26 protein-coding genes and 1 pseudogene are annotated in these 26861 nt (G+C 69.0%); 7 read left to right on the forward strand and 20 right to left on the reverse strand.

Features of this window, described 5'->3' with window-relative positions:
* Nucleotides 1-37 precede the first annotated feature (37 nt).
* The 11 genes from IE252_RS32710 to IE252_RS32760 form a co-directional block, all read right to left on the reverse strand.
* Nucleotides 38-1309, reverse strand: a complete 1272-nt coding sequence (locus IE252_RS32710) for a cytochrome P450 family protein (protein ID WP_190093063.1) — start codon at nucleotides 1307-1309, stop codon at nucleotides 38-40.
* Nucleotides 1306-2553 carry a cytochrome P450 family protein gene (locus tag IE252_RS32715; RefSeq protein WP_190093064.1) on the reverse strand — a complete coding sequence of 416 codons (1248 nt, stop codon included), beginning with the start codon at nucleotides 2551-2553 and terminating at the stop codon, nucleotides 1306-1308. The genes IE252_RS32710 and IE252_RS32715 overlap by 4 nt, the downstream gene beginning before the upstream one ends.
* The gene (locus tag IE252_RS32720) at nucleotides 2550-3149 is read right to left on the reverse strand and encodes a GTP-binding protein (RefSeq protein WP_229848937.1); all 600 of its coding nucleotides are present in this window, start codon (nucleotides 3147-3149) and stop codon (nucleotides 2550-2552) included. The genes IE252_RS32715 and IE252_RS32720 overlap by 4 nt, the downstream gene beginning before the upstream one ends.
* A gap of 25 nt (nucleotides 3150-3174) precedes the next feature.
* The gene (locus IE252_RS32725; protein WP_229848938.1) at nucleotides 3175-3531 is read right to left on the reverse strand and encodes a DUF742 domain-containing protein; all 357 of its coding nucleotides are present in this window, start codon (nucleotides 3529-3531) and stop codon (nucleotides 3175-3177) included.
* Nucleotides 3528-3962, reverse strand: a complete 435-nt coding sequence (locus IE252_RS32730; protein ID WP_229848939.1) for a roadblock/LC7 domain-containing protein — start codon at nucleotides 3960-3962, stop codon at nucleotides 3528-3530. The genes IE252_RS32725 and IE252_RS32730 overlap by 4 nt, the downstream gene beginning before the upstream one ends.
* 2 nt (nucleotides 3963-3964) lie before the next feature.
* Nucleotides 3965-5248: an ATP-binding protein gene (locus tag IE252_RS32735; RefSeq protein ID WP_190093066.1), complete on the reverse strand. Its 1284-nt coding sequence runs from the start codon at nucleotides 5246-5248 to the stop codon at nucleotides 3965-3967.
* 771 nt (nucleotides 5249-6019) lie between these two features.
* A complete protein-coding gene (locus tag IE252_RS32740) occupies nucleotides 6020-7009 on the reverse strand; it encodes a D-alanine--D-alanine ligase family protein (RefSeq protein ID WP_190093067.1) in 990 nt (329 codons plus the stop codon).
* Complete coding sequence (locus IE252_RS32745) at nucleotides 7009-7353, reverse strand: DUF6415 family natural product biosynthesis protein (protein ID WP_190093068.1); 345 nt, start codon at nucleotides 7351-7353, stop codon at nucleotides 7009-7011. Before IE252_RS32745 ends, IE252_RS32740 begins: the two co-directional genes overlap by 1 nt.
* A 389-nt stretch (nucleotides 7354-7742) precedes the next feature.
* Entirely contained in the window at nucleotides 7743-8264 is a 522-nt protein-coding gene (locus tag IE252_RS32750; protein ID WP_190093069.1) for an ATP-binding protein, read from the reverse strand.
* Between the two features lie 30 nt (nucleotides 8265-8294).
* Nucleotides 8295-9158, reverse strand: coding sequence for a methyltransferase domain-containing protein (locus tag IE252_RS32755; RefSeq protein WP_190093070.1), 864 nt, complete (start codon nucleotides 9156-9158; stop codon nucleotides 8295-8297).
* 24 nt (nucleotides 9159-9182) lie between these two features.
* Entirely contained in the window at nucleotides 9183-9326 is a 144-nt protein-coding gene (locus IE252_RS32760) for a hypothetical protein (protein WP_190093071.1), read from the reverse strand.
* A gap of 266 nt (nucleotides 9327-9592) precedes the next feature.
* On the opposite strand from IE252_RS32760, the gene IE252_RS32765 reads away from it, so the two are divergent.
* Both IE252_RS32765 and IE252_RS32770 read left to right on the forward strand, forming a co-directional pair.
* Entirely contained in the window at nucleotides 9593-10975 is a 1383-nt protein-coding gene (locus IE252_RS32765) for a helix-turn-helix domain-containing protein (RefSeq protein WP_190093072.1), read from the forward strand.
* A gap of 33 nt (nucleotides 10976-11008) precedes the next feature.
* Complete coding sequence (locus IE252_RS32770; protein ID WP_190093073.1) at nucleotides 11009-11914, forward strand: phosphotransferase family protein; 906 nt, start codon at nucleotides 11009-11011, stop codon at nucleotides 11912-11914.
* Between the two features lie 608 nt (nucleotides 11915-12522).
* On the opposite strand, the gene IE252_RS32775 is transcribed toward IE252_RS32770, so the two are convergent.
* Entirely contained in the window at nucleotides 12523-13680 is a 1158-nt protein-coding gene (locus IE252_RS32775) for a methyltransferase domain-containing protein (RefSeq protein ID WP_190093074.1), read from the reverse strand.
* Between the two features lie 2 nt (nucleotides 13681-13682).
* Nucleotides 13683-13805, reverse strand: a complete 123-nt coding sequence (locus IE252_RS44020; RefSeq protein ID WP_268248441.1) for a hypothetical protein — start codon at nucleotides 13803-13805, stop codon at nucleotides 13683-13685.
* A 207-nt stretch (nucleotides 13806-14012) separates the two neighbouring features.
* On the opposite strand from IE252_RS44020, the gene IE252_RS32780 reads away from it, so the two are divergent.
* On the forward strand, nucleotides 14013-15281 hold the full coding sequence (locus tag IE252_RS32780; RefSeq protein ID WP_506417298.1) for a helix-turn-helix domain-containing protein: 1269 nt from the start codon (nucleotides 14013-14015) through the stop codon (nucleotides 15279-15281).
* Here IE252_RS32780 and IE252_RS32785 read toward each other — a convergent pair.
* The gene (locus tag IE252_RS32785) at nucleotides 15267-15899 is read right to left on the reverse strand and encodes an HAD-IA family hydrolase (RefSeq protein ID WP_190093076.1); all 633 of its coding nucleotides are present in this window, start codon (nucleotides 15897-15899) and stop codon (nucleotides 15267-15269) included. The two genes, IE252_RS32780 and IE252_RS32785, sit on opposite strands and share 15 nt — an antisense overlap.
* Nucleotides 15900-16187: 288 nt before the next feature.
* Between IE252_RS32785 and IE252_RS32790 the strand changes: the two genes are divergently transcribed.
* Nucleotides 16188-16766 (forward strand): hypothetical protein, encoded by a 579-nt coding sequence (locus tag IE252_RS32790; RefSeq protein WP_190093077.1) that lies wholly within the window; start codon nucleotides 16188-16190, stop codon nucleotides 16764-16766.
* A 378-nt stretch (nucleotides 16767-17144) separates the two neighbouring features.
* On the opposite strand, the gene IE252_RS32795 is transcribed toward IE252_RS32790, so the two are convergent.
* The 5 genes from IE252_RS32795 to IE252_RS32815 all read right to left on the reverse strand — a co-directional run bounded on the left by IE252_RS32795 (nucleotide 17145) and on the right by IE252_RS32815 (nucleotide 21833).
* On the reverse strand, nucleotides 17145-18086 hold the full coding sequence (locus tag IE252_RS32795) for a squalene/phytoene synthase family protein (RefSeq protein ID WP_190093078.1): 942 nt from the start codon (nucleotides 18084-18086) through the stop codon (nucleotides 17145-17147).
* A gap of 70 nt (nucleotides 18087-18156) precedes the next feature.
* A complete protein-coding gene (locus IE252_RS32800; protein WP_190093079.1) occupies nucleotides 18157-19488 on the reverse strand; it encodes an NAD(P)/FAD-dependent oxidoreductase in 1332 nt (443 codons plus the stop codon).
* 124 nt (nucleotides 19489-19612) lie between these two features.
* Entirely contained in the window at nucleotides 19613-20869 is a 1257-nt protein-coding gene (locus IE252_RS32805; protein WP_190093080.1) for an MAB_1171c family putative transporter, read from the reverse strand.
* 4 nt (nucleotides 20870-20873) lie between these two features.
* A complete protein-coding gene (locus tag IE252_RS32810) occupies nucleotides 20874-21485 on the reverse strand; it encodes a hypothetical protein (protein ID WP_190093081.1) in 612 nt (203 codons plus the stop codon).
* A gap of 168 nt (nucleotides 21486-21653) precedes the next feature.
* Entirely contained in the window at nucleotides 21654-21833 is a 180-nt protein-coding gene (locus IE252_RS32815) for a hypothetical protein (RefSeq protein ID WP_190093082.1), read from the reverse strand.
* 175 nt (nucleotides 21834-22008) lie between these two features.
* Between IE252_RS32815 and IE252_RS32820 the strand changes: the two genes are divergently transcribed.
* Nucleotides 22009-23052: a helix-turn-helix domain-containing protein gene (locus tag IE252_RS32820; RefSeq protein WP_190093083.1), complete on the forward strand. Its 1044-nt coding sequence runs from the start codon at nucleotides 22009-22011 to the stop codon at nucleotides 23050-23052.
* Here IE252_RS32820 and IE252_RS32825 read toward each other — a convergent pair.
* Nucleotides 23039-23794 carry a helix-turn-helix domain-containing protein gene (locus tag IE252_RS32825; RefSeq protein WP_190093084.1) on the reverse strand — a complete coding sequence of 252 codons (756 nt, stop codon included), beginning with the start codon at nucleotides 23792-23794 and terminating at the stop codon, nucleotides 23039-23041. The genes IE252_RS32820 and IE252_RS32825 overlap by 14 nt on opposite strands.
* Before the next feature lie 538 nt (nucleotides 23795-24332).
* On the opposite strand from IE252_RS32825, the gene IE252_RS32830 reads away from it, so the two are divergent.
* Both IE252_RS32830 and IE252_RS32835 read left to right on the forward strand, forming a co-directional pair.
* Nucleotides 24333-26234: a helix-turn-helix domain-containing protein gene (locus IE252_RS32830; RefSeq protein WP_190093085.1), complete on the forward strand. Its 1902-nt coding sequence runs from the start codon at nucleotides 24333-24335 to the stop codon at nucleotides 26232-26234.
* A gap of 94 nt (nucleotides 26235-26328) precedes the next feature.
* Nucleotides 26329-26541 (forward strand): annotated as a pseudogene (locus IE252_RS32835) (transposase); the annotation flags it as partial.
* Nucleotides 26542-26861 lie beyond the last annotated feature (320 nt).

The raw sequence follows: 26861 nt of genomic DNA on the forward strand, positions 1-26861 counted from the left end.
AACCTCTGCAGGGCGATGGGGGTCGGGGTGCGGCCGCCTATGCGGCCGTCGGCGGGGTGTTCACCCCGGTCGCGTCGGGTACGTCCGGTGCGGGGTGCAGGAGGACGGGCAGCGTGACGTGCCCGTTGGCGATGAACGACGGCACCGGGCGCAGTTCGCTTGCGGGGACGGCGAGGGCCAGGTGGGGGAAGCGGGTGAACAGGTCGCGCAGCGCGATCGTGGCTTCGAGGCGGGCCAGCGGCGCGCCGAGGCAGAAGTGGGCGCCGTGGCCGAAGGCGTAGTGCTCGGTAGAGCGGCGCTGAAGGTCGAAGGTGTCGGCCTGGTCGTGGAGGGCGGGGTGGCGGCCGGCCGCGGCGTAGGAGATGAGGATCGCCTCGCCCCGGGCAATGGTCATCCCGTCAGCGAGGGGGATGTCCTCGACGGCGTAGCGCAGGGGGAGGTGGGCGACGGGGGCCTCGTAGCGCAGGCTCTCCTCGACGACCGTCTTCCACGGCACCGATCCGCTGGCGGCCAGGGTGTGCTGTTCGGGGTGGGTGAGCAGGGCGGTGATGGCCTGGTCGATGAGGTTGACGGTGGTCTCGTATCCGGCGCTGATGACCAGCAGCAGGGTGTCCAGCAGCTCCTGGTCGGTCAGGGGGCGTGCGTCGGTGGTTGCTTGGGCGGCGAGGAGGTCGCTGGTGAGGTCGTCGCCCGGGTGTGCGCGTTTGCTGGTGGCGAGGTCGTCCAGTACCGCGTACAGCTGCTCGGTGTTGGCGTGTGCGGCGGCGGGGGAGAGGGTGGTGTCGAAGACGCCGTCGACGAGGTGGCGGAAGCCGGTGGTGGTGTCGGGGTCGAGGCCCATGAGGTGGCCGATGACCTGGATCGGCAGGGGCAGCGCGAAGTGCTCACGCAGATCGGCGGCCTCGCCTGCGGGGGTGGCGGCGAGCTGGTCGAGGAGGGCAGAAGTGAATTCCTCGATCTGGTGGGTGAGACGCGTGATGCGGCGGGTGCTGAAGGCGGGGCTGATCAGGCGGCGCAGCCGACGGTGGTCGGCGCCGTAGGCAGTGAACATGTTCTCCACTGCCACCCACAGTGCCAGCGGCCACTTTCCGACGATGTCGTCGGGGAAGCGCGGCCAGTGCTGGCGGGCGTCCTTGGAGACCCGGTCGTCGGTGAGCAGTTGGCGGATCAGGGTGGGGTCGGTGACGGCCCAGGCTTCGATGCCCAGGACGTCGACGCGGGTGATGGGCCCGCGCTCGCGCAGTGCGGCGTCCTCGGCGGCGCGGTTGCGGCCGGCGGGGTCGAGGACGAACGGCGGGACGGTGCTCATGGGCGTGCTCCTTCGGGGGTGAGGGCGGGGGCGCTGGGGGAGAACTCCACGGGCAGCGCGGCCAGGGCCCGATGGAAGGGGCCGGGCCGCCAGGACGGGCGAGTGCCGGGGGCCAGGCGCAGATCGGGCAGGACGTCGAGGAGGACGTCGATGGCGCTCTGGGCGATCAGGTAGGCCGGGGTGCGGGCCGGGCAGGCGTGCGGCCCCGCGCTGAAGGCCAGGTGGGAGCGGTTGCCTGCCCGGTCGGGCACGGCGATGGCGGGATCGTTGTTGCAGGCGGCCAGGGAGATGATGACCGGCTGGTGCGCGGGCAGCACCACGTGCTCGCTGGCGGTGACCGTCCGAGTGGGGTAGCTCAGGCAGTAGTTGGCCATGGGCGGATCACTGGCGAGCGTGTGGTCCAGGGCGTCGCGGACGGTGAGGCTCCCGCTGAGCACATCACCGGCGAACCGCGGATCGGCCAGCAGGAGCAGAACGGTGTTGGCGATCAGGTTCTGCTGGGGCTCGATGCCCGCGCCGTAGAGGGTGACCAGCTGGTGGATCAGCTCGGTGTCATCCAGGCGGGCCGGGTGAGCGAGGAGGCGGGTGGTGACGTCGTCGCCCGGGTGGCGACGGCGCAGGTCCACCAGTTCGAGCAGGGCCTGCGCCAGGAGGTGGTTCCCGGCCGCCGCGTCGCTGCCCCCCTCGAAGATCTGCGCCATGCCGCGGGCGACGCGGGCGCCGGTCTCGGCCGGACAGCCGAGGAGGTGGTTGAGGGTCTGGAAGGCGACCGGCCAGGCGAATTCGGTGATCACATCGGCCCGCCCGGCGGCGCGGAATCGGTCGATCTGGCGGGCCGTGATGTGCTCCACGGTGGAGCCCAGGGCGTGCTGGTCGATGCCGGCCAGGCTCGCGGTGGTCGCCGCACGGTAGCGGGTGTGGGCGTCACCGGCGCTGCGTAACGCGTTGGGCCGCCACTCCAGCATCGGCAGGATCGGGCAGTCGGCGCGGACGCTCTGCTGCCATGCACGCGGGTCGGCGGGGAAGGTGCGCGGATCGTTGAGGATCCGCACCGCCTCGTAGTAGCCGATCACCAGCGTGGCGGGGACACCGGAAGGGTCCAGGTCGACGGGCACGTACGGACCGAAACGCTGCCGCATCTCCGCGTACGCGCGGTGTGGGTCAGCGGCGAACTCCGGTACGTACAACGGGATACGGGAGACGGTGTCGGCCGGCTCGGGGTGGGCGGACGCGGGGGTGGTCATGGGCGGATCTCCAATCGGTGTGCCAGGTAGTGGACGAGGGTGATCAGTGCGTCCAGGCAGGCGTCGCGGGCGCGGGCGTCACACAGGAGGAGGGGGGTGTGCGGGGCGAGGTCCAGGGCCTGGCGGATCTCGTGCGCGGGGAATCTGCGGGCGCCGGTGAACTCGTTGACGGCCACGGCGTAGGGCAGGTCGCGCTCCTCCATGAAGGCGAGCACCGCGTCGGACTCGTCCAGGCGGCGGGTGTCGACCAACACCAGGGCGCCGAGCGCGCCGTGGGCGAGGTCGTCCCACAGCGGCCAGAACCGCCGCTGGCCGGGCGTCCCGAACAGATAGAGCACCAGGCGTTCGTTCAACGTCAGCCGTCCGAAGTCGAGCGCGACGGTGGTTTCATCTTTCTGCGGCAGCTGGGTGAGGTCATCGACGGCGGTGCTGGCCTGGGTGATCGGCTCCTCGGTGCGCAGCGGTTCGATTTCGGAGATGCTGCCCACCAGGGTGGTCTTGCCGACCCCGAAATGCCCGGCGATGAGGATCTTCGCCGAACGGTTCACCGTCGGCGGCAGGTAGGAGATCTGCGCCGGGCCGGAGTCGTTGGACACAGCGTCCCTCCTGCGTGGGGCGGTATCAGGCGCGCAGTGCGCGGAGTCCATTCAGGACCTCCCTCACAAGATCGATGTCGGGGGCGTCGCCTTGTTGGGGTGCTGGCGGGACGGTGAGGTGGCCGCTGTCGATGAGCGCGGACACCAGGATTTTCACGGCGGACGGCGGCAGGTTCAGATGCGCGGCGATCTCACCGATCGACAGCGACCTCTGCGAGCGGCACAGTCCGGCGATGCGCCGCGCCTCCACGTCAAGTCCCTGCAGCGGCGCGTTCGCCGCGATGACGAGCGTCACCAGCCCCAGCTCGCGGCTGGGGCGCACGCGGCCGCCGGTGCGGACGTAGACCCGCACCAGCTCCTGCCCGTGCCGCCGCCCGTTCACAGCCGGACGTCTCCCTGGGCCGCCTGGCCGCGTGCCTTGCTGCTCAGCGCCTGGCCGACCTTCACGGCCAGCTCGTTCATCCGGTGGGCGACCACGCTGATGTCGGCGTCCACGGTCGTGCCGACCGCGAAGTGCCCGTTCTCCCCGGCCGCGGTGACCAGCATGAACCCCGCGTCGGTCTCCAGAAGGTGTTGACGGACGGCGTTGGGTCCGCCGTCGAGCATGCCCGCCAGGGCCTTGCCCAGGGCCCACACGCCGGACACGGCGGAGGCGACCTGATCGGCACGGTCACGGTCGATTCCGTCGCTGTGGCCGATGACCAGGCCATCGGCGGCGACGACGACCGAGAACCGGACACCGGGAGCCTCCAGGCCGCTGAGCAGCCAGTCGACGCCGCCGGGGGCGGCGTTCTGCATCTTGGGTTCCTGCATGATCAGGCCTCTTCCTGTTGCGGGTTGATCCCATGTGCCGCAGCACGTCCGCTGCGTGTGCCCTGCGACCAGGCCGCCACCGCACCAGGCCCGGCAGCTCCGGCCGGCGCCGGGCGGGCGAGAGGACCAGCAGCGGCCGGCGGTGCTGCCGCCGGGGCCGCGGGGCGGCGGGCCCGCTTGGGCAGGCCGCCCGTTGTCACCCCGGTGTTCACCGGCGAGGCCGCCTGCGGCTCCGGTGCGTTGGGCTCGGCCGGTGCGGCGAGCTGGGCGGCGGGCACGAACACCAGGGCCCGTGTCCCGCCGAACGGGCTGGGGGCGTCCACCCACGCCTGGAATCCGTAGCGTGCGGCGAGTTCGGCGACCACGGGGAACCCTGTCTGCGGAACCGGCCCCAACGTGTGGATATCGGTGAGCCGTTGGCGGGTGAGGAGCGCCTGGGCGTCGGCGAGCTGCTCCTCGTTCATCCGCAGCCCGGCGTCATCGATGACTACGGTGACGCCCTGGGTGCCGTGCTGGAGGTTGACCTGGACCCACGCGTTGGGCGGCGAGAACCGGGTGGCGTTGTCCAGCAGCGCCGCCACGATCTGCACCAGCGGCTCCACTACGGGCCCCGCGACCAGCACCTCCAACTCCTGGGACCGGACCCGGCGATAGTCTCGGATACGGCTCATCGCGCCGCGCACCACGTCCGTGAAACTCGTCGCCGGCCAGGACCGGCCCGGCCTCCCCCCGCACAGCACCACGTACGCCTGCGCCGTACGGACCTGCTGCTGCGCCAGGTGGTCGAGCTGCAGCAGCTCCTCGACCAGGTCGGCGTCGGTCTGTCGCCGCAGCATGTCGCCGACGCTCCGGCCCAGGTCCGTGCCCTGGCTGGCCAGCTGCGACGCGAACGCGCGCACCGCCGCGCGCGTGTCGTCGGTGGCCCGCCCCTCGATCTCGCGCGTCGCCTCCAGCCGTGCCTCCTCCCGCAGGGTTTGCACACTGCGGGTGACTTGCTCACCCAGCCTCTGCACGCGCCCGAGGAACTTGGTGCCGCGGAGCCGGGGTGGCAGCTGCACCAGAGAGGTCACGTCCGAGGAGGGCTGCGCGGCACGCAGCCAGTCCAGCAGGTGCGGGTCTCCGAGCGAGTACAGGACGTGGTCCTGCGCCGACCGCTCCGCTTCAAGGTCCACAACCTGTTCATACAGACGACGACAACGCCAGCGGCCGCGTATCGCCAACGTCGCCGCCGTGCCGCCGGCCAGCGCGGTGGTTCCCACCAGAACTTCGGTCAGAAGCAGGCTCATCGGCCCGCCTCCCGCACACCACAGACCCGAAGGCGGCGAGCAGGCGCCACACCACGTGGCGAGAGCGTCAGTACCAGGGAGGCGACCATGGGACTCATGCCGCCGACGCCCATCGTGCCCGGGTCACACACAGCCGGTGATGCAAGTCCTGCGACGACGCGGGCAGAAGCGTCCCCGAGCAGGTGTCCGGCAGGAGCCACACCCCACCCGCGCACCGTCGCACCGTGTTCGTGCCGTATCCGGGGCGGCACTGCCATCCCGCCCGCAGGCACTGCGAGTGGGGGGCGTGCCACCGGTCGGCGGTCCCTTCCTCTACCGGGATGAGCACCGCCTGATGCTCGGGGCAACAGAGCACCGGGCCCACGGCGCCACCCTCGTCACGTAGGTCGTCGAGGGCGCTCAGGCCCAAGCGGAGGTTCGTGTGCACCACGTCGACGCCGCGGTGGGGTGGTAAGGGCGCGAACTGGACATGCCAGGACGAGCGGGTAGCGAGCGACAACATCACGTCGAGTTCCTTGATCATTGGATGAGAGTGAGGCGCGGCCGGAACGCCGGGGCGGCTCCACAGCGCGGGCAGAGGGCAGGAGAGCGGGTCGGTGTCAGCCGCCGGACGTGGCCGATGCGCAGGGCGCGGCTGCCCGGGCCGAGTGCATCCGTGGCGACGCGACCGCGCGGGCGAGCGCGGCGGACATACGCCTCGCACCCCGGGGTTGAGCGTGACGCGCATCGGGCTCGCGGTGGCGTGGTCCACGTGCGTGCGGCGCCGCTCCATCACAGGCCCTCGTACGACTGGTCGGTGACGCACGTGTTCAACAGGGCGTTGACGAAATCGGGGTGTGTCCAGCCGTGATGGGCCTCGGCGATCTGGAACAGCCGGCCGGTGGGGGAGAGATCGGGGTGGATCTGCACCCCGCGCCAGATCAGCAGGGTGTCCTGATAGCGAGTGAAGCGGTGCAAGGAGTATCCGCGCAGGTGCAGGGCCGCCTGGGCACGCAGAGCCAGCTGGCGGGCGCGCGCGAGGATTTCCTTGCTCGCCGGCGCCAGGCTCGGCGTGGCTTCCTGCACCGGCAGTGTGTGCGGCTGGCCTTCGAGATCGTCGATGACCGCCACCCACAGCGTCTGGCCTCCGATGTCGCTCTCGTACATCAACGGCCCGTGCGGAGCAGCCAGGGTGAGCAGATCAGTGAGCGCATCGGGTTCGGCCGCGAAGGCGGGGCCGGTCCAGGCGGTGTCGCCGGGGCCGGCCGGGCGCCGGGCTGGGGCCAGGGACTGGATGCACACCGACCAGGACGAGGCCTCCTGCATAATCCGGTGTGCCTCGCGGTGCGGGCTGGCGTGCGGGCGCACGAGCCCGTATGGCGGGACGGGCACGTCAGCGGCCTGCAGCAGGCGACGCACGGTGACCGGAAGGGCAGCGGTGGAGCAACCCGCAACCCCGGAACCCGCGTACGGGATGTCCAGGTAGTTGAGCAGACCCTGCAGAGTTCCGGCGTCGCGCGGCACGTCCGCGATGGTCAGGATCGCCTCAAGCTCGCTGTCGAGTTTGTCGACGAGTGAGGGGATGGCGCAGCCGTCCGATTCGACCAGGTGTGCCTCGCCGCCGAGGTTGGTGACCGCATCCGCGACCGTACGGGCACACATCAGGGAATGCGCCGCACTGTCCGCGTACTGGCCGCCGTGCAGCACGACAACGCTCCGACGCGCGGGCGCCTCCTTGTCGGCGCCGTACGGGCGAGGCGCCAGAAGGGAGTCAGTGTCCATCAAGATGGGTCCTCTCTCTCCACTGTGGCGGACGACGCCTGTGCGTCAGCGGACGCGGCCTGTCCGGCGCCATACCTCCACAGGAAGGTGGCGCTCGTGGCCAGCAGCATCAGCATCGCCTTCTGATCGCCCCCGGGATGACGGGCCAGCTCCGTGGCCTGGTGCACCGTGCTCAGCACGACGTCGCGGGCACGGGTGCCGCACGGCATGGCCTCGGCGTACGCCTGCGCGGACGGGGCCATGGCACGGATGTGGACGGACAGCCGCTCCCGGACATTGACGGCCCGCTCACCATTGGGCCGCACCTGGGCCAGGTCGAACGCAAGGTCGATGTCGTGGTACAACTCCCCGGCCTGCGGGAGGGGGAGGGGTGCTGCCGGGCGGGGTGGCAGACCAGGGGGACACACGAAGCGTCGCCCCGTCTCTGCCGACCCTGTGATGGGCGCCATACCGTGCGCGGGTCGGACGAGCAACCGCGCGGCTCTCTCGCGGCGTTGGGCAGGCTGGACCACAGCCGTCCGAGGGCGGACAGGTAGCGGGTCTCGGCTCATAGAGGTGGCTCCGGAAACAGGGGAGGAGGGCAAGTTGATGGGGAATGTGGCCGGTTCAGAAACGTGGGAGCGGGGCCCCGGCTGCGCTCCGTGCAGGGAGCGGTGGACGACGGGAGTCACGAGCGGTGTCCTGGCCCCGGGCACCGGCAGATGCCATGCCCATCCCGCTACGGCGGCGGGCATCATTGGTCCCACCCGGGATCAAGATTGGTGACCACGAACTCGCACCACACCGTCTTTCTGGTCGCGGACTCGGCCGCCACGCCGAAGTCGTCGCCGCACGCCCCCACCAGCAGCAGACCCCGGCCACAGTCCTCATCAGCCCCAGCCTGGACATCCCACCGAGGCACCGTGAGCGAGCCGTCGGTGACCTCAACCCGCACCACGCCCGGCCGTCGGCCGATCCGCATCCGCACGGGCCCGCCGCCCGCGTGCACCAGCGCGTTGGTGACCAACTCGCTCACTACCAAGCCCACCCGGTCGACCAGCACGTCCAGGCCCCAGCTGTCCAGCGCCGCCAGACAGATGCTCCGGCAGCAGGCCGGCCACTGCCGGTCGCCCGGCGTCAGCCCCTCCACGCCGCCCCGCGCGAACCAGATCTCTGCCTCGGGATCCCGCCGCTCCACCGGTCGGCCCTCGCCTATCGGCGCCGTGGCCCACGGGAAGGCATGCACTGTAGATGCAGGATGGAGGATGGAAGTCACGACTGGTCCTCTGCAGATGATGGAGAACGCTCAGGATTGGCGGATTGACTGCCCGTCCGGACCGGCTGTCAGCTCGAAATCGGGCAGGCGGGGCCACCCGAGTTCGCGCCAGGGGCGGCGCTGACGCTGGGAGCGGACGCGCATGAAGCGGACTGCGGCAACGAGTCGCCCCTTGGCATGCCCAACGTCATCGACGGTGAGGAGCGTCAGGGCGTCGTCGCCGAAGGGAGTCGCCACCGGGGTGAGGATCACCCCGCCGGGTTTCACCTGTTCCAGCCATGCGGGAGGGATCCGCTGGACGCACGCGGTGCTGATCAACCGGTCGTACGGAGCGTGGGGGGTGTAGCCGCCCTCTCCGTCGGCGACAAAGACATGAGGCGCGGGGGCGTCGCGGATGTGAAGGGTGGCGCGGGCTTGTTCGGCGGTGCTGGGGTCGATCTCGACCGTGGTGAGGTGGCCGGCTCCCACCCGGTGGGCGAGCAGGGCGGCGTTGTAGCCGGTGCCGGTGCCGATCTCCAGCACCTTCTCCCCGGGCTGGGGGTCCAGGTGGTGGAGCATCTGCACGACGACGGCTGGACAGGAGATCGAGGAGGTGAAGTCGCTGGATTCGGTGGGCCCGTCCTTCGGGGAGATCTTCCCGTCCGCGATCTGGGTGATCAGGGCCGCGGTGGGGGTGTAGACGGCCTCCAGCCACCTCTCGGGATCGGCGGTGCGGTCAAAAACCGGGTACAGACCGTCCGTGTCCCGCTCGGGCCACCACACCCGATCGGGGACGAAGTGGGACCGGGGGATGGACTCGAAGGCGTCACGCAGCCACGGGCGGCCGTTGAAGTAGCCGCCCCGGTACGTGTCGATGATCTCCATACACTGCTCGACGTGCTGGCGCTCGTCCATCGGGTCCTTCCCTTTCTCCCTTGGTCAGCTGCCGCTGGGGGCTCCGCCGCCCATCTGGTCGTCGTCGGAGCCGCTGCCCTGCCCGTTGCTGTTGTCGCCCTGGCCGGTGTCCGGGATGTCGCCTTCCTCGCTCTGCTCGCCTCCGGCGGTACCGTTTGTGCGTCCCATTACTTTTTTCCCTTCCGTGTGAGTTGTGCGGCCTGCCGCACACCGAGCTGTGAAGACGTCTTCCGCCGTCCTGTGTAGGCCCCGGGGTAGGCAAGGGTTGCTGCGGCGCAGACGCTGGGCAATTCAGCAGTTCACTGATCCGTGACTTCGACGCCCAGCAGTCACTTCTGGGAAGTGCTGTCAATCAACAAGTCACTGTTTGTTTCCCTTGTTTGACTGCCCGTCATTAGTCTTGTGTGTGAGCTGGCAGTGTTTGGGAGGCAGGGATGAGTTCCACACCGCATGGTCCGCGATGTGCGCGGCGGATCCGGCAGGAAGCGCTCGCCCGGGGAGAACTCGTCGGCACGATTGCTCGGGTGATCCATGACCACTGCGCGGTGTCGCTGCTTCGTGCCCATCGTCTCGCTCGCGGGCTCACACGGCAGCAGGCAGCCCAGGAACTGAACTCGCTGGCAAGTGGGCGGGCTTCCGCTCCGCGTGTCGACGCAGATCAGTTGGGGCACTGGGAGACCGGCCGCCAGCCCCGCGCAGCAACTCTTGGCCTGCTGTGCAGCTTCTACGACTGCACTCCCCATGACCTTGGACTGGCATCGGTGAGAGCCAGAGCAGGCCATAGCTCCTCGGTGCCGGCCGGTAGGGGATCGTGTACGAGCCCCGCTCCTGAGTATCTGGCAGCCGATTCCCTGGAACGACAAGTTGATGCGGTGCGGCGCTCGGTGGACCGCACCCTGGCCACTGGCTCGGTCAGCACTGCTCAGCTGGAGCTGCTCGAGGAGCAAGTGTTCCGGGCCCGCCAGCAGTACGTCTCCACCCCACCGAGGCAGATGATCACCGTTCTCCTCGACCATCTCGTTGAGACCGAGGCGATGGCCGCGCACCGTCAGTGCGCCGCTGTGCAGGTTCGGCTGTCCGAGCTCACCGCGATGCTTGCCACGCTCGTCGCCGATGCGCTGATGAAGCTGGGGCAGCTCAGCCGCTCCCAGACCTGGTACGACACTGCGCGTGCTGCCGCGGACGACAGTGGGACGCCCGAGCTTCGGGCCCGGGTCCGGGTGCAGGCGGCGATGCTGCCGTTCTACTACGGTCCCCTGGGCGAAGCGGTCAAGCTCGCCGGCCAAGCCCGCACCATCCTGCGGGGCCGGCCCGTTCGCACCACTGCCTTCGCCGCCGTGGCCGAGGCACGAGCTCTGGCCAAGCTGCACGACACCCACGCCGCACAAGCCGCACTGCGTGATGCGCTCACCGTCTTTGAGCACAGCAGGGAAGAACACCTGGCTGACACCGACGCCTTCGGCTTCCCCGAGCGTCGTTTCCGCCTGTACGAGAGCGGAACCCTCACCGCGCTGGGCCGCACCAGCCAAGCCCGCCGCGTGCAAGAGGCAGCACTGCGCCTGTACCCGCGTACGACCGGCATCGACCCGGCCCTGCTCCGCTTCGAGGCCGCCCTGTGCCTGGCCCACGAGGGCAGCTTCACCGAGGCCTGCGAACTCACCGCGGCGACCTTCCTGGGGATCGTCGCCGAGCACCGAACCCTCATCGTGGAGGAACGGGCGCGGGAGATCGTCGCGGCGCTCCCGCCAGGTGCCAAGTTTGCCCGGTCCGCCCGCGAACTGCGCGAGATCCTCGCTCTTGCTCCCGGACCCGCGTGACAGGCACGTGTCCGGTCGGCGAGTGTGGAGCCCATGACACACGTGGTGATCGCTCCCGGAGGATTCGACAAGCCCGAAATGCACCAGGTCCTGCAGCAAGCCTGCGCCATGGCCGGCCTCGACCACGGTGATGCGAGGCTGCTGCGCGGCCACACCAACGCCGTGATCCTCCTGGAACGCGAACAGACCGTCGTCAAGATCGCCCGCCGGGGAACGAACACCGAAGACGTCGCACGCACAGTCGCCTTCGTCCGCCACCTCATGGACCTCGGCTTCCCCACCGTCCCCCTGCACCCCATTGGCCAGCCCGTCATCATCGACGGGCACGCCACCACCTTCTGGCACTACCTGCCCCAGCCCCCGCACCCCGTCACCGCCGCGCAGCTCGCCAAGCCGCTGCACGCCCTGCACACCCTCCCCACCCCGCCCCTGGTGCTTCCGCGCCACGACAACATCGCCGCGATCCGCCGCTCCCTCGCGACCACCAGCTGGCTTCCCGGACGAACACTCGCCTTCCTCAACGACTACGCCGACCAGCTCGCTCACGCGCTCACCACTGTGGACTTCGCCCTCCCCGACGGCGTGATCCAAGGCGACCCGCAGCACCGCAACGCCCTGCACACCGGGCAAGGAGAGGCTGTGCTCTGCGACTGGGACACCGTCACGCGCGGGCAACCGGAATGGGACCTGGTCACCGTGGAGATCCACTGCCGCCGATTCGGACACGGCCAGCAGCACTACCAGGCCTTCGCCGACGCCTACGGTTTCGATATCACCCGATGGTCCGGCTACCCGACCCTCGCCGCGATACGCGAACTGCGGATGATCACCACCAATGCACGCAAGGTCCCCCAGGCCCCCAGCAGCCAAAGGGAAGTCGAACGGCGCATCGCAGCCCTCCAAAGCCACGACAGGCAACTGCGGTGGAACATCCTGTAACACCCCGCGACGCTGCCCGGAGACACCCCGGTACGCGCACACTGACCCCGACCTGCGCCCGACAGCTCCCGGCCGCGGCCAGTGGAGCACCGGCCGCCACGCCCGGTGCGACAGATTCGCCGCACTGGGCGAAGGCAACACCGTCCGCGCGTGCCGGAATGGAAGACCGACGAGACCATCGACGGCAGCCGTCAGTACGGACCGCATCTCCGCTGCTATGTCGGCGTTGCGCTGTCCGCGCGACGCCGACCACACGCACCGCAGGACGACGGTCGAGCAGGGCGAAGCCAACGCCGTACGGGATACGGCGCCCGAGGAGCCAGGCTTGCGTCCCACCCTGGCCGCAACGGTGGACGACGGGGCATGCATCAAAACTCCAGGGTCGGGAGACGGAGATGGCTGGTGCACGGGGCAAGAGACCAAAGTGATGGTGTTCACGTAGTCGTTGAGCAGGAGGCCCCGGCACCAGAGCGTGCCAACGGCCGTCTGCCGAATCAGCGCAGCCTCGCCCTTCTTCCCGCTGTGGTCGAAGAAGGTCGCGAGGGTGGGCATGGGGACGCCTCCGATACGGGCCGGGACGGCTGGAGAATGCGGCAGTGGGGCGCGGCTCAGGGAGAGCTGGCCCCTCCGGTATAGACCGGGACGGGGTCGTCCTCGTGGTCGTGCCAGATCACCTGGGTGCTCTGGCCGTCAGAGAGGGTGATGGTCACGCCGAAGTCGTGGTACCGGGGGCGATTCCGCTGGCGCCACCACGACAGCGCTGCGGTGATCTCCCGGACGAGATCCCGCTCGCCGAACGATGTGGTTCCCTCGCGGTGCGCTCTGACCCAGGAGTTCCGGTCGGCGGTGACGATGAACCAGCCGTCGTCCTGGCGCACACAGGTCACCCCAGGCAGGGCCGCCGCCAGGAGGAACTCTGCGTGGCCGTCGACGTCGGCCAGGTCCAGGTGCTCGCTGGTGGTGACGCCCTGGTCTCCGGTGGCCCTCCACACGGCGGGCACGTCCAGGCGCTCGGAGCGCTGCCCGCGCACAGCCATGAAGGTCTCCAGGCCGTGAATGTAACCCCGGGCCTGGTGAGGGCCGCGTTTGCGCAGCCACATCAGCCCCAGAGCCCGGTCGTTGGGCAGCCACGGAACAACCAGCTCCCCGCCGTCGGCGATCTGACGCAGCCAGGCGGGCGGCACGTGGCGCACGGAAGCGGTGGCGATGATCCGGTCGTACGGTGCCCGGTCGGAGTAGCCGAGTTCGCCGTCCCCCGTCACCAGCGTCGGCGTGTACCCGGCAGCGATCAGCCGCTCACGCGCCCCGGCGGCCAGGGCGGGGTCGATCTCGACGGACACCACGTTCTGGTCGCCGACCCGCTCACACAGCAGGGCCGCGTTGTAGCCAGTGCCGGTACCGATCTCCAGCACGCGCTGCCCGGGCTGGGGGTCAAGGGAGCGCAGCATGTTCAACACCGCCCCGGACGAGCTGATCGAGCTGGTCGGGACCAGCCCGCTGCCGTCGGCGGCCTCTTGGCCGTCATCGACCTGGGTCACCACCGCCTCCGTGGGGTGGTAGACCAGTTCTCCCCAGGCCCGGGGATCGGCCTGCCGCTGGGTCGGGTACCACCATTCCCCGTTGCGGATCCAGATCCGGTCCGGGACGTAGTGGTGGCGCGGGACCTTCGCGAAGGCTTCGGAGAGCCAGGAGTCTGTGAGCAGGCCTCGTTCCTTGAGCAGCTCGGTGAGCTGCTCAAGGAGCGGGCCATAGAGGTCGTCGGCCACGGCTACTCGTCGTCCTTACGGTGCGTGCCGGAGTCCCCGCCCCCGACGGTCGGGCTCTGCCCGTCGGTGTTGTCCGGGGGGCCCTTGGGCTCCTCGGTCGGCTGCGGCTTGCTGTGTTCTCCCATGGCCTGTTCCTCTCGTCGTGAGATGTCGATCTATTCATTCCCTACCGTCGCCCCACGGAGCTTGAGGTTCTTTGCGTAACTATCCGTTGCCGCCGGTGGCAACGAGCACACACCCCGGACGAGTGCGAGGACAATGGAGCTGCCCGATCCAGCACCGATCCCACGTGGGGAGTGCAGGTCCTGATGGTCAGTCAACTTCGTGGCGATATGCGGGATGCCCGCCGGGCATCCGGCTTGGTGTGGGCGAGGTTCGCACGCGAGGCGGGGTTCGGTGAGGCGTACCTGCGCAACGTGGAGAACGGGAACCGGTCCGTGACCGCAGAGATCGCAGCCGCCTACGACAGGGTGCTGCAAACTGGCGGTGCCTTCGTCGCGTCATTGCAGGAGACCGGCTCGACGAGCGGCAGGCATGCGCCATGGGACCAGTCCGGAAGCCTGGCGGTTTTCGACAGCCTGTTGAATGGGAGCGGTGTGGATCGCAGAGGGTTACTCTCGGCCGGCGCGGCCCTGTCCGTCTCGGCGAGCAGCTGGACCCGGGCCCTGGAGGCGCGGCCGGCTGGCGGGAAGCCCGAACCGCTGCCTAGCGGCCCGGCCTTGGTGATCCATGTGGACGATCGCCTTAGCCACCTCCGGCATCTCGATGATGAGCTGGGTAGCGGTGAGGTATTCCAACTAGCACGCAGCGAACTGTCCCTGATCGTGAAATTGATCAAATCCGGCCGTTATGACGGGCCGACGCGGGTTCGATTGCACTCGATGGCGGCCGAAGCCGCCCGACAGGTAGCCTGGGCGGCCTTTGACCAGGGCCGCCCCGGCATCGCCCAGCGCTTCTTCGAGGCTTCTCTCCGAGCCTCTGCTGAGGCCTCCGACCCGGTCAGTGGCGCCTACACACTTTCCTTCGCGGCCATTCAGTGCTACTCCACCCCGGGGCAGGCAGGCAGGGCGGTGGCTCTCCTGGAAACGGCACGCGAGCAGGTAAAGGGTAAGGCGACCCCGTTGATGCACGCCATGCTGGCTGCCCGTGCCGCCCGGGCGCTGTCGATGACGGGCGCGAGGAAGGAGAGCACCCGGCAGCTGGACCTGGCTCGTGCGGCATTGGACCGGGGCCGGCATGACGACGATCCCAAGGTCCTGTACTGGGTGGGCTATGGCGAGATCGAGATGATCGCAGGATCAGCCGCCTTGCAGCTCGGAGACCCCGCCGAGGCCGTACGCCGCTTTGAAGCCGCTATGCGGGCGTCTTACCCCGGAGACGACGAATATCCGCGCAGCCACGCGATCTACCTTGCCCGGGGAGCCGAGGCTCACCTTGCCATGGGCGACCTCGACGCCGCACTGGCCAGCGCCCGTCACGCGGCAAGGTGTCTCGGCTCCGTGGACTCCGCACGCTCGGCAACCGAACTGAAAGGCCTCCGCGAGAAGCTGGCTGCGCACACCGCTCACGCAGCCGTACGCGAGTTCCTAAAGGGCGGGTAGACCCAGTAGGTCACGCAGGCGCTTGGCCGCCACTTCCTCGTCGAGTGCCAGCAGCGGTGTGATACCGAGCTCGTAGGCGGCAGCCAGATTGTCCTCACTGTCATCGACGAACAGGCACCGCTCGGCTGGCACTCCGAGCTTGTCCAGTACAAGGCCGAAGATGGCAGGGTCGGGCTTGCGCACCCCGTGCTCTGCGGAGAACACGACTTCATCGAAGGAGCGATGCAGGTCGAAGCCTGCGTACGGGTCGTACGGTTCCCGCCCAAGGCTGTTGGACAGCACTGCGGTCTTAATCCCGGCAGAGCGTGCGTGCCGGGCCACATTCAGGACCTGGTAGGCAGGGAAGGCGTCGTGAAGGTAGCGGGCCATCAGGTCGTCAGGCGTGACACCGATGAGGGCGCCGAAGCCCCTATTCCAGTCGGTCTGGGTGATTTCGCCGAGTTCTAGCCGCCGGAACAATTCCTGACCGCGCGGGCTTGCCCAGCCCCGGAGGAAGGTTCCCCGGGCGAGCTTCTCCCGCTCTTCGAAGTAGGAGATCACCTCAACCATGTTGAAGGTGAGGACCCCGAAAAAGTCGAAGATCACACCATCGAACGCAGTTTCTGCAGACGTCGCCATGCCCAAAGGCTACGGGCGTTACGCGAGTTGGAACAGGACGGCCAGAGGACAGGGGGTGCAGACAGCGCCGCATCCCAGATGATTACCCGGCCTGCGAGCGCAGAGCGCGCCGCGCGGGGCGCTCGACGTCCGCCTGGACAGCCGGGTGACCCAGCAGCTGCGCGGCGTCGTCCTGCCCTGGGGGAATGCTGGCCTCCGTACGCGGACGGCTGTCACTCCCGAAGCGGGTTCCCGTACACCTCCTCGGCGGTACGGTCGCAGAACGCGTCGACGGGAGAGGGCAAGGCTATGGCGCTTACGGTACTCACCAGGCAGCTCGTGGCGCCGCGTCAACCCGGGCGCGACCACGAGGGGCTGGCTGCCATCCTGGGTGTCGCTGCGGGCTTCACGTTGATGATGCCCGGATTGTACGCGGCGCTGTACTCGAATCTCTGGCATGACCACCGCACGCTCGCCTATGCGGCGATCGTCGGGGGCTGCGGGGTAGCGACCCTGGCCGTGTACTTTGCCGCACGTCCGCTGATCGCGCGGTATGGCCTCCGGGTGTGGCAGTGTGCGCTGATCGGCCTCATGCTGGCCGCAGTGGGGTGGGCGGGCCCCAAGGTGGCCGCCTACGTGTGGCCTTCGGTGCACGACCGCTATGAGCGGGAGCTCGGTGGCGTGGGCCAGTGCCTGTACTACTCGCCGTACCGGCTGGACCGGGCGGTGACCACGTTCGAGGGCGCCGGTCACTCGCAGATGGTCATCCGGCCGCTCGAAAAGAGCACCCCAACTCTGAGGCTGAACAATGCGCGGGACGGTGGAATGCGGGCGCTGGTAGCGGGGGACGAGCAGTCGAGGCAGATCCTGGCCGCGCACGGCTGCTGACGCCTCGCCCGTACAGGCGGGGGCGGCTTGGCTGAGGGGGAGTACCGCGCTGTTCCTGATCAGGTGGGCGTGGCGGAGCGGTTCGGGGGTCGTGGCCACTGGAGCTGTTATGGCTAGCCGTGCTGATCGTTGATTTCGTTATGGCTAAGCGTGAGGCCTCTCGGGCGGCGTGATCTGCCCCGCTGACCTGTCTGCCGGGCGTGGCTCGCCTCGTCGCCGGTGCGACGCGGTCGGCGCAGGTGCTCGGCCGTTTCTTGATCTGCGCGCGCTGCTACACCAGGGGCGCCGCCGCTCCGGTCGCCGGAGTGTCCCGTCCGGATGCTGGGCGGCGGACTGACGCGGTGTGGGCCGGGCGCCGCCGGAGGGGCACCGCAGTGTTTACGACTGCAGGCGCGAGGCGGAGCGGCTGAGGCGGTGAGTGCTCCGGGTGCCGATGGCCCGAAGGAGGATCAAGGAGGCCCGTCTCAGTGGGGCTTTGGGGGCGCTGTCCAGCAGTTTCGGTCCATGGGATGTTGCTGCGGCAAGACGGGCGGACTGGAGTTGGACGAGTGCGCGCAGGAACGGCCGGTGGGGGATCTGGACGAGGCGTTCCAGCTGCGCGGCAGTTGTGAGGTCGCGCCTGATGAGTGCGGCGTGGTGGCGGATCAGGCTCTGTACCCGGGCGGGTTCGGACTGCTTGAGTAGATCGTCACGGGTCAGGCCGTGGTCGGCGAGTGCCTGGTCGGGGATGCCGGGGCGTCCGGATTGCAGGTCTTCGGCGAGGTCTTCGAGGAAGTCGAGGCGCTGGCTGGCGAGGATGAAGGTGCGGCAGCCGGCTTCGAAGGCTTCCGGTTCGTGCGGAGGGGTGATCAGGGAGGCGATGATCATGAAGGCGGGCAGTGCGTAGGTGCCGACGTAGGTCTGGAAGTCGTCCTCGGTGGTGAAACTGGTCCACCTGGCTTCGAGTTCGCCACCTTTGAGGTAGGTGTCGATGTACTGGCGCATCTGTGGGTGGGCCAGGGTGGTGTGTCGCAAGGCCGCCAGTAGCGGGTCCAGGTGAGCGGGACTGTCGGCTAGGGCGGCTTGGGTTTGCGTGCTCCAGTCGGCGAGGGCCGCCAGGCGTTGGGGGAGCGGGCCTTGGTCGATGAGCGTGTCGCTGTGGTGCATGAAGGCGGTTGCGGCGATCACGTGGGGAACGAGCGGCGCGGGGAGGAGCAGGCGTACGGCCGTGTATTCGGCGCGGGCGTAGCGGGCGACGAGGACGCGCTGGGCGCTGTAGGCGTCGCGCAGGGCGGAGTTGGTGATGCCTGCGCGGTCCAGGGTGTGCGGCCACGTCGTCACAGTCGGCGCTCCTTGCTGAGGGTGGTGCGGGTGCGGGTGCGGGTGCGGGGCGCGGAAGTCGGGGCGAGGGTCAGCGCGGTGGGCGGGTGAGCGCGGCGCTCAGGAGCAGGGAGGGGCGGGTCAGGGTGCGGGGATGGGCGTTCATGTGGAGGACGTCCATGAAGGCGCTGTTGACCTGCGCGTTGTGGATGGAGGCGGTGATGAGCTGGTCGCCGGCCCAGCGGGTGAGGCGGTAGCCGCGGGGGTAGGGGCCGGTGACGTGGGGCTGGGCGAGGTCGGCGGTGGTCGCCATGTCCCAGGCGGCGCCGACCACGGTACGGGCGCGGCGGAAGTAGTCCCAGGCGGGGGCGTGCGGGTGGGCGCCCGTCTTGAGATGGACAGCGAGCGAGGACGCCTGGAGGGCGGCGAGGGTCAGGCCTTGTCCGTAGATGGGGTTGACCGAGGCGATGGAGTCGCCGAGCGCGACGAGGCCGCCGGGGAAGCGGGTGAGGCGGGTGAACTCGCGGCGTGCGCTCTCGCGGAAGTGGTAGGTGCGGACCTCGCCGACCATTGCGCAGGTGTCGGCGACGGTTCGCAGGGGAGCGACGCAGCGCCGCATACGGGCGAGGAACTGGGCGGGGTCGCTGCCGGGGCGGTAGTCGGTGTAGCCGGCCAGAACAACGGACCACCGGTTGTCTTCCACGGCCGCGAGTGCGCCGGGTTCGCTGAGGCGCGGCTGGTAGTTGCTGGCGGGGCCGGGGGTGGCGTGGGCGATGACGGTGCCGGGAAGTTCGTCGCCGCGGGTGAAGGAGGCGGTGGCGTAGCCGAGGTCGACGCGCATGCGGTCCACAGGAGGGGCATCCCATCCGTTCTCCTGGAGCCACCTGCCGAGGCGGCTGGAGCGGCCCATCGCGTCCACCACCAGGTCCGCGTCGAGGGTGAGGTCGGCGGTGTGTGTTTGTTCCGGGGCAGGATGCGCGGTGGTGATGGGGACGCCGGTGATGCGGCGGCCGTCATCCAGGAGGCCACTGGCCCGGCCGTGGAGGAAACGGACGTTCGGCAGTTCCATGACCCGGCGGCGCAGGTGGCCTTCCAGGAAGGGGCGGGTCGCACTCAGCATCCGCGCCTCGGGCAGGTCGACCTTGCGGACTCCGTCGACATGGAACTGCACCTGCGAGCCCTGGCCCAGCAGCGCCCCGGCGGCGACTGTCTCCTCGGTGATGCCGGGAAACCAGCGTTCGAGCTGGAGATGGCCCATCGCGAGCAGCGCGTGCAGCTGGTCGCGGTGCGGAGCGCCAGGTCCTCTCCCGTTCGTGGACAGGTCGTCGGTGTCGATGACGACGACGTCGTCGGCGTGATCGCTGAGGACTCGTGCGGCCAGGAGCCCGCCGAAGCTGCCTCCGAGCACTATCGCGTGCTTCACCTGTACGTATCCCTCTTCTTGGTGCCGTTTACCTGTGTGCCGCAGGCTCGTTGGCGTCCCAGGGACCCTAACCTGCGGATGGGCGCACGTGACGAGCTGGTGCATGTGGCGAGGCGAGAACTGGTCACCCGCCGGATTGGCCGGGGGAGGCGATGCCGTCCGTCCGCAGCGCGTGGGTCTCTGCGAGGACGGCTTTGGTCAGTGGGTGGTCAAGGGCGCCGGAGACCAGCAGCAGTCGTTGGCGCTCGTCGACGGCCCGGGTGCGGCGGCCGGGGAGCGGGGCGGGCCCGGGCGGAGGCGCAGGGGCGTCGGTGGCCAGTTCCATGCGGGCGGAGCGAAGCAGGCGGGCCGCGTCGCGCAGAGCCGCGGCTGTTGCGACCGCAGTAAGTTCAGACTCGGGAAGCTGCTCGGGGCGGGTTTGCTGGAGCCGATCGAGAGCGTCGGTGACGAGCGGGGAGATCCACGGTCCGAGTGCCTGCATTCCGTCGTGGATCTCGATGATCCGGCGCGTGAGCAAGTACTGGCGGTTCATCAGGCGTCGGTGGCTTCGGGCGCTGTGCGCGCTCAGGGCGAACGCGGCGTTGGCGTCGCGCACCACCAGGTTCCACAGGGGGCGCAGTTTCTTGATGTCGCGGCGCTCGCGTCGCCAGGCGCTGACGGCAGCTCCCGTGAGGCCGTAGCTGGCGACCAGCGCTCCGCCGGCGCCGAAGGTCGAGCCGATCACGCCGATGTGGTCCAGGGCGTGGGAGCCCGTGGCGGCGACGGCGATGGCCGGGGCGTTGCACAGTACGTACCCGAACACCAGGAGGCTGCCGCGCGCGAACCAGGCCAGGGCGTGCTCGATGCGGGGGTCGTCGGGCTGCGGGTTGCGGCAGCGCCGGTAGGTGCTCAGGGTTCCGGTGGCCAGAATGGCCAGGAACAGGGCAAGGAACAGCAGTACGAGCGGGTCGTCGGCGTGATCGGTGTTGAACGTCAGGGGATCTCCGTCACCGGGGCCTGACAGGTCTGCCGAGCAGAACAGCACGGTCATGGCGGCAGTAGCGAGCAGGTAGGTGAGGGTCCACGCGGCGATGGTGCGATGAAGCCGGACAGGGTGCTGACGCAGGTCCGGGTCCCACAAGAGGGTCAGGAGGTGCAGGTGAGCGAAGCACACCAGGATTCCGACGTAGACGGGCAGCGTCGCGAAGGACGGACGGTCGAAGGCCTCGCCGAGCTTGCGGTAGACCAGGGGCGCCGCCATTACATAGACGGCCGACGCGACGAGGAAGTTGGAGGCCATCACGGCCAGCGCCGGTGTGGGGTCGCGCAGCAGGGCGGTGATCTTCCATAGCGCGAGGGCGAGTACCAGCACGGCGATGAACAGGTACACCACCGTGGACATGCTTTCAGACACCAGACCTCCGGTGAGCCAGTCCCGATGTGAGTGATTCGCTGCGGATCTGGTCATCGCCGAGGGGCAGCCGTTGCAGGATCAGGGTGGCGAACACCTCCACTTCGCGCTCGTGGGCGTCGTCGAAGTGGCTGCGGCGCAGGATCTTGAGGACTGGGCCGGGATTGAGGCCGGGCAGGAGCTGGCGCACCATGTCCTCGGTCACGGGCCCGTCGGCGTCGTCGCCGGAGGCAGGGTTCACCCAGAGATGACCAAGTTCGTGAAGGGTGGTGGCGATCCGGGTGAATTCGCTCACCGTTCGGGCGACCGCGATGTAGTAGTGGTCCTGGCCGCGCGCGCTGAAGCCCGAGACGCCGGGGGGCAGGTCAACGGTGACCACCGTGATCGGTTTGCCGAGTTTCGCCGCTACCGCGTTGAGCAGGCCCTGGAGGTCGGCGACGTGGCGAAGCCCGATGTCCCGCCGGATGACCCTGGTCATGGCCCATGTGGTCCGCTGAATGGACCACTGCTCGCGCAGCGCGGCCCAGCGGCCGCTGGCACCGGCCGCGGCGGATCGTTTGACCGGGTTGTCATCGTCTGCCGGTGGGCGGGAGTCGTTGTCGGGCACTGCGGTCTCCGGTGCGCGAGGCATTCTGGATACTCAACTAAGCAAGTCGGCGTGCAACAGGCGGGGCGGACGCGGGAACTGGAGGGTCGAGCGGTCTCCCTTCCTTGGTGAACAAGGGCCTTGAGCCGTACGCCGCCCCGTGCGGGGCGGCTCTTTGGGCCGGACCGGTCAGTCCCAGGTGGGATCCAGCGGAGCCGGCGGCGGAGGTGTGGGCACGCTGTCCGCGGCCACGACCGGCCGGGTTGAGTCCCACGTGGGATCAGCGGCCGCCAGCTGGCTGCCGCCCGTGACCGCCAGACCGGCGACCAGCAGTATCCCGGTCACCGCAGCGATGCGAACCCTGTTCATATGTCTCCCCTCGGGCACCGCGCCCCCGCGGTGCCTCGCGTGTGCACCGCCGGCCATGCGTCCGGCGAAGCCCCCGTATCCATGAGGCTGACGTATCTGATAATCCTGATCAACCCGCAGCAGAGCCCCGGATGCGGGTATGTCCACATCCGGACACCGGGCATAGGAGGCATGCATGGACAAGCGGGAGAATGAGGCGACCGCGAAGCTGTCCCAGCGGGCGTACGACCTGTACCTGATGATGCGCCGCAACGCCTCGCTGGAGGTGGAAGAGGACGAATTCGGCCCAGAACTGGCGGAGTTGAAGCGGTACGGGCTGACCGTCCCCAACGAACTGCGGCCGAAGCGGCCCAAGATGGCCCTGGACGCCGGAACGGCCTACCGGGAGCAAGTGGACGCCGGGCTCGACGAACTCGAGGCGCTCACCCGCCGGCTCAGGGAACTGCGGCAGGTGCTGGACACGCTGCCCGACCCGCACGACGGCATCGTGGGCGGCCTGCGTGTCCTGAGCAGCAAGGACGAGGCCAACCGCCTGCTGCGCGAAGCCGAGGCCAAAGAGCAGAGCGAAGTACTTACCGCCCATCCCCTCGACCGGCCCCAATCCGCGACGAAGGCCCGCAAGCCCAAGGAGGAGGCGAACCTGCGCGCGGGCATCGGGATCCGCACCATCTATCCGGTGAGTGCACGGACCAGGCCTGGCGAGTCGGAGTGGGCGGACACCGTCATCGCGAACGGCGGCGAGGTGCGCGTGAGCAGCCGGCGGTTCCCGCGCATGGTCATCTACAGCCACCTGGCGGTGGTACCGGACTACACCCAACTCGGCCCTAACGGTGAACCGTCGCGGGACCGAGCGGTCGCGCTGCTGCACCCCGCCCTCGTCGCGTACGCCCGCCAGATATTCGAGGGCGAATGGGCGGAGGCGGTTCCGTGGGCGGTCGCCCCGCTACCCGAGCCGGTCCCCGAAGAGGTAAGGGTCACCGACATACAGCGGTCCATCATCAAGATGCGCATGAACGAGTGGACCTACGATCAGATCGCGCGGGCGCTGAGCATCAACGAGCGGACCGCCCGCAGGCACATCGGCGCCCTCGGCCAGATTCTCGGGGTCAAAGGCGAACTCGCCACCGTCGCGGCGTGGACCCGCTTCGAAATGACCCAAAACCGCGTCGCTCCGCACTCAGCCTTGCCGACGGGCAAGCCCAGTTTCAACGATCGTTGACGGAAGGGCCCGGGCGCTCCTGGGCCAGCCCCAGGATCCCTCGGAAGACGCTGGCCACGCGGGACCGGTGGGGAGGCGGCAGGGCACGCATCGCGTCGGCGACTTCCCGCACCTCGGCGTCGGGCTCGGCGGCGGCGATGGCGTCCGCCAGTGCCTGCCCGAGTACTGTTTCGGGATGCGCCGTGCTTCCGCGCAGCCGGACGGTGCTCAGTACGATGTGCCCCTTGAGCGCGGCGAGCTGGGCGAGACTGGACTGGACCGGTTCCAGCGCCCGGGCAAGGCTCTGCCGGTCGGTCGCGGTGAAGAACCCGGGGGAAACCCGGAAAAAGAGCTCAAGGCCCTGGACATGGCGCAGACTGGGCTGCCGTTCGCCGTTGAGTAGATAGCCGACCTGGGCGTGCGAACAGCCGATGCCCGTACCGATGTCGTCGAGGGTCAGCTTACGGCCGTCCGGGCGCCGGCGAAGGTCCCGCAACCATGCCAGCCGCTCCCGAAAGCGGGTGTCGGGATCCTCGGCCGGTGCCGCCGGGTCTTGCAGCAACTGCCGTATCCGCCCTTCGGGCAACCCCGACACCTGAGAGATCTGCCCGAAGTCGATCACGTCGTCGGCAGTGAGCTCAACGGCAGCCAGCAGCTCCGTGATGGACTCCCAGACGCTGTCAAGCTCATCTGGCACCGCCACATCAGCATCCATGGGGCTGCGGTCTCCAAGAAGGTCGTGGTCGTGCACGCAGATCGCCAAGGGGCGACACCCTGACTCTAGCTGTCCCGATCCGTCGCGTCACCGGGGTGATTCGAATCCTCGACCGGCAGTCCAGGGCGACACGCCGCACGGGCTATTCAACAATCGTTGACAATATGACGCTGTGTACACGAGGATCAGCAACGCGCTGAATATGACGCCGACTTCGTCCCGCGCGCTGGCAGCAGGTGCTCCCAGGGCCCTGTGGGCTCGGCGACGACGGGCCGACTGACGGACAGACGAAAGATCGACGGGGGAGAGCATGAAGGACTCGCTGCGGCAATCACCCATGAGGCACGCCAAGCGGTCAGGCGCCAGCGGAGCGTACCGCTAGGACGAGGCGTCCACGGAACGCGAACGCCCCACGCAGATAGGTCAACGCGAGAGGCATCCGTCCAGGCCCCGCCGCGTTCTTGGCCCAGCCGCCGGGCACGCCACGCAGCGTGGGCAGCGTCACCAGACTGCACCTGCCAGGAGCCGACCGTCCCGTTCCCACCCTCCGACCCCGTGCAGACGGGCCCATACCGAGGAGCGCCGCATGCCGACTCTCGGCTCCCTCTCCACCGATCACCCGGAAGCACGGCTCGTATTCCTGATCCCTGGCGGCAACAAGCCCTACCACGACGTGCCGGTCACGGGCCTGGTTGTCCTGCCGCTCGCCCGACTCCTCGAGGGGCGCCCGCTGCAGCCCGTCCCCGCCGGAAGCATCGTTGTGCTGACCGGAACTCCCGGGCGCTTTTACAGCCGCGACCTGGCGGCCGTAGACCGACTGCTGCGACACATGTCCGCACACGACGCCGCCGCGCTCGTCATCACCATCAGCCACGACTCGCGTCTGGCACTCCCACACGCGGTGCGCGACCTCGCGGACGAGCTGGCCATCGTACTGATGGCCTCCACCGCCCCGGCGTACCCGTGGCGCGGCGTACACGAGACCATCCAGCAGGGCAGAGTGGCTGCCGCCGAGCGTACGGCCTCCCAGATGACGGCGCTCGTCAGGCAACTCCCCGCGCAGCTGGCCGACCACCAGGCCATGCAGCGCATTGTCGACTGGCTCGCCACGAGCCTGCGCGCGCAAGTGATGGTCAGCGAACCGGAACGCGTCCATGCGGCATCGCCAGCCAGCGCCGCCGAATACCTCGCTCCGCTGGTCATCCGTCAGACGTTCACCGGCACCGCGCCAACCTCCCCAGCCCGTCACAGCCAGCTGGTCCCACTCGGCGCGGTGCGCGGCCGCGACCCCGTTCTCGCCGTCGCCCGAGACACCCCCTTCGCCAGCCACGAGATGCAAATGCTGCGTCATGCCGCCAAACTCCTCGGCCTGGTCGACCAAGCCCAACGGGAATACGGACGGGTCGCCGACGCCACCCAGGCCGCGCGCGCAGCCGTGGCGGAACTCCTGTTCCAGTCCAAGGTCGCCACAGCCCGCCGCATCATCGACGGGCTCACCCCGGGACTGCTCGACCCCGAGACCGCCCGGGTCTTCGTCCTCGAGTCTGAGCCGGCAGACAACGACAGGGTCCGACGGCGCTGCGAGAGGTTGACGGCGAGCAAGGCGCTCGTGGTACCCGACCCCAGCACGGACTACCGGACTCTGATCATCCATCCCGTCCAGCCCGATGGCGATACGAGTGACGCACTGTCCGAGGAACTCATAGGTCTTGTGCGAGAGTTAGGCCCTTCAGTCTGCCTGGGAGGCAGCGGTGTCTACTCAATGGGACTGCTCGCCGACGCGCTCCAGGAAGCCATCGGCGCCCTGGCTCTAGCCCGCCACCTGCCGGACTCCGTCGCCTTGTCCGCGCAGGAGACCAAACTGATCGACCTCCTGCCGCAGCCCGAGGCCTACGCCTGGGCGTGCTGCCTGCTGCGCCCGTTGATGCGCGCGGAGGCTGATTGGGAGCAGCTGCGGGACACGCTTCCCGTCGCCCTTGCCTACTCTCACTCCGAGGCAGCCCGAAGACTTGGTCTGCACCGCAACACCGTTACGCGCCACCTTGGGAAGGCGAGTGAACTGCTGCACATGGATCTTGCCGCGCTGACGACGCGCACTGCCCTCGCTCTGGCTCTGGAGGTCGTCACCCGGCGTCAGCAGCCCGTACCGGACCGCGTCTGCGCCACGCCGCCCAGCCTGCTGTCGCTCCTGGCCGCTCCCGAAGTCGCAGCGTGGGCCGCGTCGTTGCTGCGTCCTGCCGAGCAGGATCGGCGCCCCTTGATCCTCACGGCCGAGGCCTGGCTGACCCACGACGCTCACACCGAGCTCACTGCACGGACACTGGGGGTCTCCCAGGCCACTGTCCGGTCCCGACTACGGGCTCTGGAGCACCTCACCGGCCGTGACCTGACGTCGCCCTGTGGCATGCGCGATCTGCTCTACGCCCTCCACCTCGTCAACGGAACCCCCGTCGTTGCGCCTGGCACACGCGTCTCCTGCGCCGCGTAACAACCCAACAACGGCCACTGTTGCTCTTACAACCCTAACTAAATGATCTACGAGCTGGTTGTATCACTCCGGGCTGTTGATCTGCGGGTGCGGAGTGGCTCGGCCGAAGCCGTGGGATGTCGATGACGAGATGTGGGGGGTGGTCGAACCGCTGCTGCCCAAGGTTGAGTGGCGAGCCCGCCATCCCGGGCGAAAGCAGCATCCGGACCGGCTGGTGTTCCAGAGGATCCTGTTCGTGCTGCATACCGGGATCGGCTGGGAACATCTGCCGCAGGAGCTTGGCTTCGGCTCGGGGATGACGTGTTGGACGATCGTGTTATTGGTTCTGACCGTGCTTCCGGATGCTGTTTGCCATCTCGCTTCGGTCTGCCAAGACCCCTGTGCGCCCGGATGATGAGGATACGGCGGTCCCCCGGGGGCCTGCCTGGCGGGACCGCCGGTGGACGGCAGGGTCAGGACTCTGTCTCAGTCGTCGGGGGCTGGCTCCTGACATCGAAGAAGCCCTGGACGGGCTTCATTGTCCCAGTGAACGTCTTTCATCCTGAATATGTGCAGGTCATCAGGGTGTGGATGGCGGCGACGCATCTGCTGATGCGGTTGGTTGAGCAACGGGCCTTGCGGAGAAGA

This window comes from Streptomyces melanogenes (assembly GCF_014649795.1).
GTDB classification, from domain to species: domain Bacteria; phylum Actinomycetota; class Actinomycetes; order Streptomycetales; family Streptomycetaceae; genus Streptomyces; species Streptomyces noboritoensis.